The organism is Neisseria bergeri (assembly GCA_003044455.1).
In the GTDB taxonomy this organism is placed as follows: domain Bacteria; phylum Pseudomonadota; class Gammaproteobacteria; order Burkholderiales; family Neisseriaceae; genus Neisseria; species Neisseria bergeri.
Map to the genome: position 1 here is coordinate 182897 of POWY01000002.1, position 14489 is coordinate 197385.

At 53.1% G+C, this 14489-nt stretch carries 15 protein-coding genes; 10 read left to right on the top strand and 5 right to left on the bottom strand.

What is annotated here, in order from left to right; all coding sequences use genetic code 11:
• Positions 1-9: 9 nt before the first annotated feature.
• On the bottom strand, positions 10-180 hold the full coding sequence (locus tag DBY86_RS03940) for a hypothetical protein (RefSeq protein WP_199901038.1): 171 nt from the start codon (positions 178-180) through the stop codon (positions 10-12).
• Between the two features lie 63 nt (positions 181-243).
• Here DBY86_RS03940 and DBY86_RS03945 point away from each other — a divergent pair, with 63 nt between their 5' ends.
• The 4 genes from DBY86_RS03945 (at position 244) to DBY86_RS03965 (ending at position 4159) form a co-directional block, all read left to right on the top strand.
• A complete protein-coding gene (locus DBY86_RS03945; RefSeq protein ID WP_107818997.1) occupies positions 244-1062 on the top strand; it encodes an RNA methyltransferase in 819 nt (272 codons plus the stop codon).
• Between the two features lie 70 nt (positions 1063-1132).
• Positions 1133-1990 (top strand): DUF1853 family protein, encoded by an 858-nt coding sequence (locus tag DBY86_RS03950; protein ID WP_107818998.1) that lies wholly within the window; start codon positions 1133-1135, stop codon positions 1988-1990.
• Positions 1991-2026: 36 nt separating this feature from the next.
• Positions 2027-3283, top strand: coding sequence for an RsmB/NOP family class I SAM-dependent RNA methyltransferase (locus DBY86_RS03955; protein ID WP_107818999.1), 1257 nt, complete (start codon positions 2027-2029; stop codon positions 3281-3283).
• Between the two features lie 447 nt (positions 3284-3730).
• Complete coding sequence (locus DBY86_RS03965) at positions 3731-4159, top strand: DUF4124 domain-containing protein (protein WP_107819000.1); 429 nt, start codon at positions 3731-3733, stop codon at positions 4157-4159.
• Between the two features lie 47 nt (positions 4160-4206).
• Here DBY86_RS03965 and DBY86_RS03970 read toward each other — a convergent pair whose 3' ends face one another.
• Entirely contained in the window at positions 4207-5550 is a 1344-nt protein-coding gene (locus tag DBY86_RS03970) for an aldehyde dehydrogenase family protein (protein WP_107819001.1), read from the bottom strand.
• Between the two features lie 4 nt (positions 5551-5554).
• Positions 5555-6208 (bottom strand): MarC family protein, encoded by a 654-nt coding sequence (locus DBY86_RS03975; RefSeq protein WP_107819002.1) that lies wholly within the window; start codon positions 6206-6208, stop codon positions 5555-5557.
• A 149-nt stretch (positions 6209-6357) separates the two neighbouring features.
• Between DBY86_RS03975 and gatC the strand changes: the two genes are divergently transcribed.
• The 5 genes from gatC to DBY86_RS04000 all read left to right on the top strand — a co-directional run bounded on the left by gatC (position 6358) and on the right by DBY86_RS04000 (position 11702).
• Complete coding sequence (gatC, locus tag DBY86_RS03980; protein ID WP_002229589.1) at positions 6358-6648, top strand: Asp-tRNA(Asn)/Glu-tRNA(Gln) amidotransferase subunit GatC; 291 nt, start codon at positions 6358-6360, stop codon at positions 6646-6648.
• A 62-nt stretch (positions 6649-6710) separates the two neighbouring features.
• Positions 6711-8156 carry an Asp-tRNA(Asn)/Glu-tRNA(Gln) amidotransferase subunit GatA gene (gene gatA / locus DBY86_RS03985; RefSeq protein WP_025457724.1) on the top strand — a complete coding sequence of 482 codons (1446 nt, stop codon included), beginning with the start codon at positions 6711-6713 and terminating at the stop codon, positions 8154-8156.
• A 132-nt stretch (positions 8157-8288) separates the two neighbouring features.
• Positions 8289-9158 (top strand): VirK/YbjX family protein, encoded by an 870-nt coding sequence (locus DBY86_RS03990; RefSeq protein WP_025457725.1) that lies wholly within the window; start codon positions 8289-8291, stop codon positions 9156-9158.
• Positions 9159-9170: 12 nt separating this feature from the next.
• On the top strand, positions 9171-10601 hold the full coding sequence (gene gatB / locus DBY86_RS03995; RefSeq protein WP_025457726.1) for an Asp-tRNA(Asn)/Glu-tRNA(Gln) amidotransferase subunit GatB: 1431 nt from the start codon (positions 9171-9173) through the stop codon (positions 10599-10601).
• A 90-nt stretch (positions 10602-10691) separates the two neighbouring features.
• Positions 10692-11702, top strand: coding sequence for a 2Fe-2S iron-sulfur cluster-binding protein (locus tag DBY86_RS04000; RefSeq protein ID WP_025457727.1), 1011 nt, complete (start codon positions 10692-10694; stop codon positions 11700-11702).
• Between the two features lie 129 nt (positions 11703-11831).
• Here DBY86_RS04000 and pdxH read toward each other — a convergent pair whose 3' ends face one another.
• Entirely contained in the window at positions 11832-12464 is a 633-nt protein-coding gene (pdxH, locus tag DBY86_RS04005) for a pyridoxamine 5'-phosphate oxidase (protein WP_107819003.1), read from the bottom strand.
• A 374-nt stretch (positions 12465-12838) separates the two neighbouring features.
• Between pdxH and DBY86_RS04010 the strand changes: the two genes are divergently transcribed.
• Positions 12839-13888, top strand: a complete 1050-nt coding sequence (locus DBY86_RS04010; protein WP_199901039.1) for a pseudouridine synthase — start codon at positions 12839-12841, stop codon at positions 13886-13888.
• 95 nt (positions 13889-13983) lie between these two features.
• Here the strand turns inward: DBY86_RS04010 and DBY86_RS04015 are convergent, their stop codons facing one another.
• A complete protein-coding gene (locus DBY86_RS04015) occupies positions 13984-14487 on the bottom strand; it encodes a hypothetical protein (protein ID WP_107819004.1) in 504 nt (167 codons plus the stop codon).
• Positions 14488-14489: the final 2 nt, after the last annotated feature.

Genomic DNA, 14489 nt, shown 5'->3' on the forward strand with positions numbered 1-14489 from the left:
CAGATTTCCTTAAGGGTGGCATACCGCCGGTTCGGACGCGCAGTCCTTCGGAGCGGCAAAATCGGAGTTTATTTGGTTGGGGTAAATCCTGCCAAATCGGGTAAAATACCGCCTGACGTGTGTCTGCTTCAGGCGCAACGTTAAATTTCCGACGTTGTTAAAGAACATTTCAGACGGCATTTGACCGTCCGAACGAAAAAGACGGCGCATTATACCCTATTCCATTCCGACCGAAAACCGAACATGACTGCTCTCAAACCCGCCCTGCCCGACTATCTCGGCAACATCCGCATTATCCTCACGCGCACCAGCCATCCCGCCAATATCGGTTCCGCCGCGCGCGCGATGAAAACAATGGGTCTGCACAAACTGACCATCGTCGCCCCCAATCTGATGGCAACGCCGATGACGGAAAATCCGCCCGTGTTCGATCCGGAGCATCTGCAATCGTTTAAATTACCGGAAGAAAGCTTCATCCTCGCTTCCGGCGCGGCAGACGTTTTGGAAAATGCCACCATTGCCGCTTCTTTGGACGAAGCCCTTGCCGACACTACCATCGCCTGCGCCCTGACCAGCCGCCGCCGCGAAATCACCGCACCGCTGCAAACGCCGCGCACACTCGTTCCCGAGCTGTTGCAGGCGGCGCAACGCGGCGAACAGGCCGCACTCGTGTTCGGCAACGAAACTTTCGGCTTGAGCATCGAAGAAGTCCGGGCGTGCAACCGCCTGATGACCATCAACGGCAACCCCGATTATTTCTCGCTCAACCTCGCCCAAGCCGTGCAGGTCGCGTGTTACGAAATCTTCAGCCAGACCGATATGCCCATGACCCACCTGCAACAGGAAGACCACGCCGCCACCCACGAACAAATCAAAGGTATGGTCGCCCATATGGAAAGCGTGATGGACAGCATCGGCTTTTTCAACCGCCGCAACGGCGAACGCCTGATGCGCCATATGCAGAGCCTGTTCGGACGCGCCAACACGCAAACGGAAGACATCGACATCCTGCGCGGTTTTTTCAATACGCTGCAACAGCGTCTGAAGGACGGGCAATCCTAAGCACAAGCCGTCTGAATCCGCTTTTCAGACGGCATTTCAGGAAAAATCAGAATACAGAAACAGGAAAACCATGAACTACGCCCTCGATGCCCTGTGGTGGAAACTGACCGACCCTGCCGTGCGGGATTTAGCCTCGCTGCTGACTGCGCCGCCTTTGTGGCAAAGCGGTTGTGAATTGGGCGTACGCGAATTATTGGGGGAACGCGGTTTCCGTTACCTTTTGGCATTGGATGCAGATCCTGCGCCGCTGACGGAACACCTCGCCCGACGCGCCCCGTTCGGACGCCGCTTGGGCATTTACGCCGAAGAACTGCTGGCATTTTGGTTTGCTAACGCGCCGCACGCCGAACTGCACGCGCACAACCTGACGGTTTCCGGTTCGGACGGCGGCACGCAAGGCGCGGCGGATTTTGTGGCAAGGCTTAACGGCAAGCCCTACCATATCGAGCTGACCTGCAAATACTACGGCGGCGGCACGGGCAAACCCGAAGACATGCGCGGACTCAACCCCAAAGACACGCTGTTGGGAAAAGCCGCCAAACTGACCGCCCAACTCGGTCTGCCGCACACTTCAGACGGCATCCGAACCTTGCGGCGGCACGATTTGCCGCTTGACGTAAAACCCGCGTCCATCGTGCGCGGTATCGGCTTTTTTCCACAAGGTTTCCATGCTTTTGAGCCGCCACTTAACCCATACGGCTGGTGCGGCATCTATATTCAAGATTGGGCTGAATACGGGTTTGAACGCCGAGAAGCCCGCTACCATCTGCTCGACCGTATGGACTACCTCTCGCCTGCGCGTGTCGCCGAAACCGAAACATTGAACGCAACCGAAATCCGCCATATCGGACAAGGTTTGATTGCCGTCTTGGAATGTCGGCCGGACGGCTTTTGGCACGAAATCGAACGCATTATGAAGGCCGTCTGAAACCCTTTACCAACTTTAAGAGAAACCCATTACATTATGAACGCCGCACAACTCGACCATACCGCCAAAGTTTTGGCTGAAATGCTGACTTTCAAACAGCCTTCCGATACCGTCCTCTCCGCCTATTTCCGCGAACACAAAAAGCTCGGCAGGCAAGACCGCCACGAAATCGCCGAAACCGCCTTTGCCGCGCTGCGCCACTATCAAAAAATCAGTACCGCCCTGCGCCGCCCTCACGCGCAGCCGCGCAAAGCCGCACTCGCCGCACTGGTTCTCGGCAGAAGCACCAACATCAGCCAAATCAAAGACCTGCTTGATGAAGAAGAAACAGAGTTTCTCGGCAAGTTGAAAGCCCGTAAAACCGAGTTTTCAGACGGCCTGAATACCGCCGCCGAATTGCCGCAATGGCTGGTGGAACAACTGCAACAGCATTGGCGCGAAGAAGAAATCCTTGCCTTCGGCCGCAGCATCAACCAACCTGCCCCGCTCGACATCCGCGTCAATACCTTGAAAGGCAAACGCGATAAAGTGTTGCCATTGTTGCAAGCCGAAAGTGCCGATGCAGAGGCAACGCCTTATTCGCCTTGGGGCATCCGCCTGAAAAATAAAGTCGCGCTTAACAAACACGAGTTGTTTTTGGACGGCACGCTGGAAGTCCAAGACGAAGGCAGCCAACTGCTTGCCCTGCTCGTCGGTGCAAAACGCGGCGAAATCATTGTCGATTTCTGTGCCGGCGCAGGCGGCAAAACCCTCGCCGTCGGCGCGCAAATGGCGAACAGAGGCAGAATCTACGCCTTCGACATCGCCGAAAAACGCCTTGCCAACCTCAAACCGCGCATGACCCGCGCCGGACTGACCAACGTCCACCCCGAACGCATCAGCAGCGAACACGACAGCCGTATCGCCCGACTGGCAGGCAAAGCCGACCGCGTGTTGGTGGACGCGCCCTGCTCCGGCTTAGGCACACTGCGCCGCAATCCCGACCTCAAATACCGCCAATCTGCCGAGACCGTAGCCAACCTTTTGGAACAGCAACACAGCATCCTTGATGCCGCATCCAAACTGGTCAAACCGCAAGGACGCTTGGTATACGCCACTTGCAGCATCCTGCCCGAAGAAAACGAGCTGCAAGTCGAACGCTTCCTGTCCGAACATCCCGAATTTGAACCCGTCAACTGCGCCGAGCTGCTGCAAAGCCTGAAGGTCGATTTGGATACCGGAAAATACCTGCGCCTCGATTCGGCAAAACACCAAACCGACGGCTTCTTCGCCGCTGTATTGCAACGCAAATAACCCTGTTTAAACAAAATGCCGTCCGAACCCTTTTCAAAGCGTTCAGACGGCATTTCATCAATTATAGTGGATTAACAAAAACCAGTACGGCGTTGCCTCGCCTTGCCGTACTATTTGTACTGTCTGCGGCTTCGTCGCCTTGTCCTGATTTTTGTTAATCCACTATAAAAATATCAAAATACCGCAGATTCAACCGATTCAACACCAAAGGCAGAATCACGCGCCCCTTCGGATTTTATACACACCGGGCTGCAATTTTCTTTTTCTTTGTCGAAATATACGGTAGCATAAGCATATTCCAATGATATTTTTGGGAATCTGTTTTACCCCAATATATAAAGCACCATATAAGGCGGAGTGTCTTCCCCACTTTGGCCCGAACCCGGAAAAACACCGCCCGAGCCAATCCTGATGCTGCCTCGGCAGCCAACCATTAAGGAAACCCTAATGAACTTTTCTTTATCCGTCATCATATTTACCCTCGCCTCTTTCCTGCTCATACCGCCTGCCGAAGCCGCCGTCTTTACTTGGAAGGACGGCGGCGGCAACAGCTATTCGGATGTACCGAAACAGCTCCATCCTGACCAGAGCCAAATCCTCAACCTGCGGACGCGCCAAACCAAACCGGCGGTCAAGCCCAAACCTGCCGTCGATCAGAATGCGGGCAGTGCGAAGGAAAACGAAAAGGATATTGCCGAGAAAAACGGGCAGCTTGAGGAAGAAAAGAAAAGAATTGCCGAAACCGAACGGCAGAACAAAGAAGAAAACTGCCGGATTTCAAAAATGAACCTGAAGGCGGTGGGAAACTCAAATGCGAAAAACAAGGATGATTTGATCCGTAAATACAATAACGATGTGAACAAATACTGCCGTTAATCGGCTCTAGCGCAAACCCCATGCCGTCTGAAGCGGCACGGGGTTTGTCATTTCTGCCAGTAGGTTTTGACGTTGACGAACTCGTACAGCCCGAATTCGGACAATTCGCGCCCGTAACCGGAATCTTTAACCCCTCCGAAAGGCAGGCGCAAATCGCTGCTGGTATGGCGGTTGATAAACACCGATCCCGCCTGTATTTTTTCGGCAAACCGCCAGGCGCGGTCAGTATCGGCGGTATAAATGCAGGCACCGAGCCCGAACGGGGAATCATTGGCAAGGGCGATGGCATGATCTTCGTTTGCAGCATGCAAAATCAGGGCGACGGGGCCGAATACTTCTTCATGCCAAACCCGGCAGGCAGGATTTACCCTATCTAAAACCGTTGCGGGATAGAACCATCCCGGCCCCTGTGGAACTTTGCCGCCGGTCAGGCATACCGCGCCGTTTGCAACGGCATCTTCAACCTGCCCGTGAACCCGCTCCCGCAAATCTTCACGGTGCAGCGGTGCAAGCGTGGTATCGGGATGTTTGGGGTCGCCCATTTTCAATTTGGCGCATTCGGCGAGAAACAGCGGGATGAAACGATCGGCTGCGGCTTCGGTTACGATGATGCGCTTGGCGGCATTACACGACTGTCCTGCGTCGCGGAAACGGGAATAACAGGCTTCTGCGGCGGCGCGTTCCAAATCGGCATCGGGCATCACGATAAAGGCGTTGCTGCCGCCGAGCTCCAACACGGTTTTCTTGAGGTTTGCGCCCGCGTGTGCCGCAAGGATGCGCCCCGTATGCGTCGAACCGGTAAACGCCATTGCGTCGGTGTGTTCGATGGCTTTGAGCGTGTCCGCCTCATCCAGCCACACGCCTGCCAAAGGAATGCCGTCTGAAGCCAAATCGAACAACGCCTGACTGACGCGTGCCACGCTGGGTGCGGGTTTGACGGCGCACGCGTTGCCCGCGCACATGGCGGGAACGGCGAAACGCAAAACCTGCCAGACGGGATAGTTCCAAGGCATGACGGCAAACACCACGCCCAAAGGCTCGAAGCGCACCTGACTCAAACTCGCCTGCGTCGCAATGGTTTTGTGGGCGAGCAGTTCGGGGGCAAGACGGGCGTAATAGCGTATCAGTTCGATAGACTTGCCGATTTCCGCGCGACATTCGTGCAGGCAGCGGCCGACTTCCTCGCACACCATTTCTGCAAAACGCTCTTTCTCCGCCTCCAGACGGTCAGCAAACCGCCTCAGACGCGTGGCACGTTCGGTTACGCCCAATTGCGCGAACGCCCCGCCGCGCATTTTCAAATCCGCCAGTTGCCGTTCAAACTCCGCATAATCTTGAGCGGAGCGGCGGTAAAGCGTTTCGCCCGTAAATACATTGACACTGTGAAACATCGAATCAACCTGCCAGTTGCGGGAATATCGTTTTCAGTCCCGACACAATAATCTCCACCGATACCGCCGCCAGCATCATACCCATAATGCGGTTTAAAATCGTCAGCCCCGTCGTGCCCAGCAGGCGGCTGACCTTCCCGGCAACGATTAAAATGGCATAACAAATCGCACTGACCACCAAACCGGCCGCGATAATCAGCGCGATGTCGCCGTATGTTTTAGCCGCCGAAGCGTAAATAATCACGGTCGAAATACCGCCCGGACCGATGGTGATCGGTATGGCGATGGGCACGACGGCAATCGCCCCGGCATTGCGGGCGGGGCGCGCCTGCCCCGTTTCCGGCTGCGCGCCGAGATTCTGCTTGGCGGGATTGTCGTTGCCGTTCATCATCGAAATGGCGATCAGCAGCACCAAAATCCCGCCGCCGACCTGAAACGAACCGACGCTGATGCCCAAAACCTTCAACAGCGCACCGCCGATCAGCGCAAATACCGCAATCACGGCAAACACGGCGACGGCGGCCGTCCGCGCGACCTTCCTGCGCTCCTTCGTACTGTGCCCGTTAGTCAGGTCAAGGTAAAGCGACAACGCGCTAAACGGATTGATCAGCACCAAAAAAGCCACAATCAGCTTGCCGATTTCCATACCCAATCCCATTATTTCCCCTCCTTCAAACCCGTGCGGCAGGCATCTGATGCTGCAAATTGCCGCCGCAACGGATTTTTCCGTTATAATTAAAAATTCAAGCAATACGCCCCATCATACCCGAACGACGGTATCTTTACCATCAGACAAGGATGCTTTTCATGGCACTGACACTTGCCGACGTAGACAAAATCGCCCGACTCTCCCGACTGCACCTGACTGCGGAAGAAAAAGAAAAATCGCTTCAAGAATTAAACGACATTTTCACTATGGTCGAACAGATGCAGAACATCAACACAGACGGCATCGAACCGATGGCGCACCCGCACGAGGCCGCCCTGCGCCTGCGCGAAGACGAAGTAACCGAAACCGACCGCGCCGCCGAATATCAGGCGGTCGCACCGGAAGTACGCGACCGCCTGTACATCGTACCGCAAGTTATCGAAGAATAATCCGAATACGCTTCAGACGGCATCAGCAATACCGCCTGAAACCCTTTAGGGATGGAAGATTTATGACCCAATACACATTGAAACAGGCAAGCAGCCTGTTGCAGTCCAAACAGATTTCCGCCGTCGAACTGGCAAACGAATACCTCGCCGCCATTGCCGAAAAAAATCCCGCCCTCAACGGCTACATCACCATCGACCAAGATAAAACCCTCGCAGAAGCCCGTGCCGCAGACGAACGTATCGCTCAGGGCAACGCTTCGGCACTTACCGGCGTTCCCGTCGCCTACAAAGACATTTTCTGCCAAACCGGCTGGCGCAGCGCGTGCGCTTCCAAAATGCTCGACAACTTCATCTCCCCCTACACCGCCACCGTCGTCCAAAACCTGCTCGACGAAGGCATGGTAACGCTCGGCCGCACCAATATGGACGAGTTTGCCATGGGTTCGACCAACGAAACCTCGTTCTACGGCGCAACCAAAAATCCGTGGAATCTTGAGCATGTACCCGGTGGTTCATCCGGCGGTTCCGCCGCCGTCGTTGCCGCACGTCTCGCCCCTGCCGCGCTCGGTTCGGACACCGGCGGCTCTATCCGCCAGCCTGCTTCACACTGCGGCATTACCGGTATCAAACCTACCTACGGCACGGTTTCCCGCTTCGGCATGGTCGCCTACGCCTCCAGCTTCGACCAGGCCGGCCCGATGGCGCAAACTGCCGAAGACTGCGCGATTCTGTTAAACGCGATGGCAGGTTTCGACCCCAAAGACTCCACCAGCCTCGAGAGCGAAAAAGAAGACTACACCCGCGATTTGAACCAACCGCTCAAAGGCGTGAAAATCGGCCTGCCCAAAGAATACTTCGGCGAAGGCAACAGCACCGATGTTCAGACAGCATTGCAGAACACCATTGATTTGCTGAAAGCACAAGGCGCGGAATTGGTCGAAGTTTCCCTGCCGCAAACCAAGCTGTCCATTCCCGCCTACTACGTCCTCACCTCCGCAGAAGCCAGTACCAACCTTTCACGTTACGACGGCGTGCGCTACGGACACCGAGCCGCCCAATTCGGCGATTTGGAAGAAATGTACGGCAAAACCCGCGCCGAAGGTTTCGGCAGCGAAGTCAAACGCCGCATCATGATCGGCACTTATGTACTGTCACACGGCTACTACGATGCCTACTATCTCAAAGCCCAAAAACTGCGCCGTCTCGTTGCCGATGATTTTCAGACGGCATTTGCACGGTGCGACCTCATCCTCGCGCCGACCGCACCCACTGCAGCCCCAAAAATCGGAGCGGATTCTTCGCCGGTTGAAACCTACTTGAGCGATATCTACACCATCGCCGTCAACCTCGCCGGACTACCCGCATTGACCCTGCCTGCAGGTTTCAGCGGCGGCGGACTGCCCATCGGCGTTCAGCTTATCGGCAACTATTTCTCCGAAGCACGAATACTCGGTGCGGCACACCAAATCCAACTCAACAGCGATTGGCATCAAAAAACCTGCAAATAAAATCATCTTAAAAAATTCCGTCCTCCGGAATTTAAAGCAATTTGAAAAGGTTATATGGAATAATTCTTACACCGTGCATATCGGTTGCACGCTGTAATACTCCATAAACAGTTATGCTTATGTTGGACACTTATGACGACACCCTATACCTTTCCCCGTTTTAAGGAAATATTTGCAACCTCTTCGTATTATGGATTTAAGCATTTAAAATTCAGAATACGTTGCTTGGCCGCGCTTCCTCAAATTAAACAATTTGAGAATTTCATCAATGCCTCCCCATACTGGCGCACTTTTTTCCAAAAGTCGGCAGCAGCAAGCTATCCATTGATACATACCTACTTGGACAAGAGGTTTATCTTTGCATCAGACCGTTTGGAGGCATTAATTACCGATTTGACAAGGGCGGAGAAATTATTCGGTTCTTCTGTAATTGAGAAATTCAACCAGGAACAACCTTATGTTTTAGCCCAAATAACCGATCATTTAACCTTGCAGCTGAATCGCAACGACCTCTGCAGCAATGAAGGTTTTTGGGCTGTTTCCTTAAGGGACGAGTCAGGAAAACGCCTTTACACGTCGACATTTGCTTTCACAAAAGACAACGGGCTACTCATTACTTCAGTACAGGGCCCCGCCGGTGAAGACGCAAAAGACATCGTGCGCTCTTTAACCAAAACCATGCACGGCCTGCGCCCGCAGCAATTCATGATCATTGTTTTACAACTGCTGGCCGCGCGTTTTGAGATTAACAGCCTGCTTGGGATTTCACAGGAACATCATGTTAAAATCCGCTGGAAATTAAAAAAAAGGGTGTTAATTAATTACAATGAGTTTTGGCAGTCTGTCCAAGGACAAAAACTAAGCAACGGTTATTGGTCTCTTCCGCAAAGCTTCCCTAGGAAATCAGAAGCAGAAATAGAGAGCAAAAAACGTTCAATGTATAGGAAACGCCATCAAATGCTCGATGATATCGAGAATTCCATTAATCAGAAATTTGTTTGAGAAAGCTTCAACATGACCTGGGAAACCGTAATCGGCTTGGAAATCCATGTCCAATTGAACACCAAATCCAAAATCTTCAGCGGCGCATCGACCGCATTCGGCGCAGAACCCAACGCGCACGCCAGCGTGGTGGAATGTGCTTTGCCGGGCGTACTGCCGGTAATGAACCGTGAAGTCGTTGAAAAAGCCATCAAATTGGGTTTGGCTTTAAATGCGAAAATCAATCAGAAAAACGTGTTCGACCGTAAAAACTACTTCTATCCCGACTTGCCCAAAGGCTATCAAATCAGTCAGTTGGACTTACCGATTGTCGAACACGGCAAATTGGAAATCGTAGTCGGCGACGATGTGAAAACCATCAACGTAACCCGTGCGCACATGGAAGAAGACGCAGGCAAGTCCGTGCATGAAGGCTTGAACGGCGCGACCGGTATCGACCTGAACCGCGCCGGCACGCCGCTGTTGGAAGTCGTATCCGAACCTGAAATGCGCTCCGCCGCCGAAGCCGTTGCCTACGCCAAGGCATTACACAGCTTAGTCACCTGGCTGGACATTTGCGACGGCAATATGGCGGAAGGTTCATTCCGCGTCGACGCAAACGTATCCGTTCGCCCGAAAGGCCAAGCAGAGTTCGGCACGCGCCGCGAGATTAAAAACCTCAATTCCTTCCGCTTCTTGGAGCAGGCGATTAATTACGAAGCGGAAGCGCAAATCGAGATTTTGGAAGACGGCGGTAAAGTACAGCAGGCGACGATGCTGTTCGACCCTGAAAAAGGCGAAACCCGCGTAATGCGCCTGAAAGAAGACGCGCAAGACTACCGCTACTTCCCCGACCCCGATTTGCTGCCCGTCATCATTTCAGACGACCGGTTGCAAAAAGCCAAAGCAGAAATGCCCGAGCTGCCGAAAGAAATGGCAGCGCGTTTCGTAGCAGACTACGGTGTGAGCGACTACGACGCGCGCCTGCTCACCGCCAGCCGCGTGCAGGCTGCCTATTTTGAAGAAGCCGCCAAAGAAAGCGGACAAGGCAAGCTGACTGCCAACTGGATGAACGGCGAACTTGCCGCTACGCTGAACAAAGAAGGCATGGAACTTGCCGACAGCCCGATTACCGCCCCGCGCCTCGCCGCGCTGGTAGGCAAAATCGCCGACGGCACATTAAGCAGCAAGTTAGCGAAAAAAGCCTTTGAAGCCATGTGGGCAGAACCCGAAGCCACCATTGCCGAAATCATCGAAAAACACGGTTTGCAACAGATGACCGATACCGGCGCGATTGAAGCCATGGTGGACGAAGTGCTGGCAAACAACGCCAAAGCCGTGGAACAGTTTAAATCCGGCAACGAAAAAGCCCTGAATGCGATTGTGGGGCAAGTGATGAAGGCCAGCAAAGGCAAGGCCAATCCCGCGCAAGTTCAAGAACTGATTAAAGCCAAACTTGCCTGATAAGCAAGATGCCGTCTGAAACCCAAATCCGACGTTCAGACGGCATTTTCACAGTCTGACCACATTAAAACAGCATAAAAACAATATTCCATGAACCACACCGTTACCCTGCCCGACCAAACCACCTTTGCCGCCGGCGACGGTGAAACCGTTTTAGCCGCCGCCGCCCGACAAAACCTCAACCTGCCCCATTCCTGCAAAAGCGGCGTATGCGGGCAATGCAAAGCCGAACTGGTCAGCGGCGATATTCAAATGGGCGGACACTCGGAACAGGCTTTATCCGAAGCAGAAAAAGCGCAAGGCAAGATTTTGATGTGCTGCACCACTGCGCAAAGCGATATCAGCATCAACATCCCCGGCTACAAAGCCGATGCCCTACCCGTCCGCACTCTGCCCGCACGCATCGAAAATATTATTTTCAAACACGATGTCGCCCTCCTGAAACTTGCCCTGCCCAAAGCCCCGCCGTTTGCCTTCTACGCTGGGCAATACATTGATTTACTGCTGCCGGGCAACGTCAGCCGCAGCTACTCCATCGCCAATCCGCCCGACCAAGAAGGCATTTTGGAACTGCACATCCGCAGGCGCGAAAACGGTGTCTGTTCGGAAATGATTTTCGGCAGCGAACCCAAAGTCAAAGAAAAAGGCATCGTCCGCATTAAAGGTCCGCTCGGTTCGTTTACCTTGCAGGAAGACAGCGGCAAACCCGTTATCCTGCTGGCAACCGGCACAGGCTACGCCCCCATCCGCAGCATCCTGCTCGACCTTATCCGCCAAAACAGCAGCCGCGCCGTCCATTTCTACTGGGGCGCGCGTCATCAAGATGATTTGTATGCCCTCGAAGAAGCACAAGGGTTGACATGCCGTCTGAAAAACGCCTGCTTCACCCCCGTATTGTCCCGCCCCGGAGAAAGCTGGCAGGGAAGAAAAGGCCACGTACAAGACATCGCGGCACAAGACCACCCCGACCTGTCGGAATACGAAGTATTTGCCTGCGGTTCTCCGGCCATGACCGAACAAACAAAGAATCTGTTTGTGCAACAGCATAAGCTGCCGGAAAACTTGTTTTTCTCCGACGCATTCACGCCGTCCGCATCATAATTCCCCGGTATAAAGAAGATTCGGGCTTTCCGTTCGGAACACAAAAAACTTCCCGTCCGTATTTTCCCCGTGAAAAAATGCCGTCTGAAACCTGATTCCGGTTTTCAGACGGCATATGTTTTTTCCTGTTCAAGGCGACAGCCGATCGCGTATCCAGCCGCCATCCAGCAAACGGTATTGGATGCGGTCGTGCAGCCTGCTCGGTCTGCCCTGCCAGAACTCAAGCAAATCGGGAATCACAATATAGCCGCCCCAATGCGGCGGACGCGGCACATGCAAAGGATGTTTGAGTCCGACCGCCGCCGCCTTTGCCACCAATACCGCCTTGTTCGGAATAACCTCGCTCTGCGCACTTGCCCACGCACCCAAACGGCTCTGATACGGGCGACTCTCAAAATATTCGTCCGACAACTTCTCCGCCAGCCTTTCAACACGCCCTTCCACGCGCACCTGACGCTCCAGCTCCGGCCAAAAAAACGTCATCGCCGCAAATGGATGAGCATCCAGCGAACGCCCCTTGCGACTGTGATAATTCGTAAAGAAAACAAAACCTTCAGAATTAACTTCCTTCAGCAGCACCATACGGCTGTTGGGTCTACCGCGTCCATCGACCGCCGCCACATTGACCGCCGTCGGCTCGTTGACCTGTGCGCGTACCGCCTCGTCCAACCACCGCTCGAACTGCTCGATCGGATTGTCGGCGCAATCGCCTTCCGACAATTCCCGTTTGCTGTAATCTTCCCGAATATTGTGCAAATCCATTTACCGCTCCTCTTATAGTGGATTAACAAAAACCAGTACGGCGTTGCCTCGCCTTAGCTCAAAGAGAACGATTCTCTAAGGTGCTGAAGCACCAAGTGAATTGGTTCCGTACTATTTGTACTGTCTGCGGCTTCGTCGCCTTGTCCTGATTTTTGTTAATCCACTATATCATTTAAAAGATTCTACTCTCGCACACAAACCGATTTCAACCGTTGCACAAACTTTGTCCCCAAAGCCGCAGCGACGATTTCATCCACAAACACACCGCATCAGGTACAATGGCAGCCCGTCCCGAACAAAGACGGCATTTTATCAACCCGTCCTGCCGCACACGCCGCAGAAGAACCGCCTTATCAGGCGAGTTAGGAAAAATTATGTCCAAACAGCCCACCAGCAAACGCCAATGGCGCGACGGCGCAGCCCCGTCTGCCAAGAAAACCGCCAAACCTTTCAAAAGCAAAGCCCGTCCCAAAGACGAAATGGGCAAAACCGCCGCCCAAGCTTACGGACAAAAAGCTTCAGACGGCATCAAGCCGCAAAACGCCCCCAAACAGCGCGCCGCCAAAGCCAAAAAACTCGTCGTCCGCAATCCCAACCAAAAAATTATGGAACACGCGCGCGATTTGAAAGAACGCCGCAGCGACCTGTCGCGCATGGAACCCGAACGCCTGCAAAAAGTGCTTGCAGCCTCCGGTGTCGGCTCGCGCCGCGAAATGGAAGAATGGATTACCAACGGCTGGGTAACGGTCAACGGCAAAACCGCGCAACTGGGCGACAAAGTTACCCCCGACGACCACGTTACCGTCAAAGGCAGCATCATCAAACTCAAATGGGCGGACCGCCTGCCGCGCATCATCCTGTATTACAAACAAGAAGGCGAAATCGTTTCCCGCGACGACCCGCAAGGCCGCGTCAGCATATTCGACCGCCTGCCGCAGGCCGCCAGCAGCCGCTGGGTCGCCATCGGACGCTTGGACATCAACACCAGCGGCCTGCTCATCCTTACTACCTCCGGCGAACTCGTCCAACGTTTCGCCCACCCCAGCTTCGAAGTCGAACGCGAATACGCCGTGCGCGTACTGGGCGGGCTGACCACCGAACAAATGCGCAGCCTCACCGAAGAAGGCGTAATGCTCGAAGACGGCTTGGCAAAAGTCGAACGCATCCGCGAACAAGGCGGCGAAGGCGCGAACAAATGGTACAACGTCGTGATTAAAGAAGGCCGCAACCGCGAAGTGCGCCGCATTTTTGAAAGCCAAGGACTCACCGTCAGCCGCCTCGTGCGCGTCGGCTTCGGCCCCATCGGACTGCCCAACCGCCTCAAACGCGGACAGTTCTACGAACTCAACCCCGCCGAAGTCGCCAACATCCTCAAATGGGCGGACATGCTGCTGCCCGGCGAACGCCGCCGCAAAAAAGCCTGAAAGTAAAAATGCCGTCTGAAACGCCACACCTTCAGACGGCATACTGTGAAATTTTTCTACCATAGTCTTAGCCTATATTAAAAAATTATTAAAAATCATTCATTCATTTTCACAATATTATATTTAATATTATTATTATCGATAGCTTCCTTAAAAATTAGTATACTATTTTCAATTATCTTCTTCTCTAATTCAAACTCAAATAAATCGTTGCAATCGTATTCATAGCTATAATTTGAAAATGTATTTTCACGTAATTTCCATAAAAATGAAACACGATTTTTATTATTAAAATAATACATTTGATAATCATCAAATGAATCCCCAAGCCCTACAATATATTCACTAGTGGTCTCATCATTGATTAGATAATAAAATTTCCTATTGGTATTGGAATTAATAATATCTTCCGGTAATCTAATTTGATTCGATAAACATCGCTCAAGGCGGGCTATAAATACGGGAATATAGGTCTCATCATTAAATGTTCCTAGCGGTATAGAATTTATCCAAATTCTCAATGGTATTGTGGAATAATAGGATTTTATTGGTAGCTTGGTTACTTCAATAGCAAAAAATTTCTTACATCCAAATATCATAA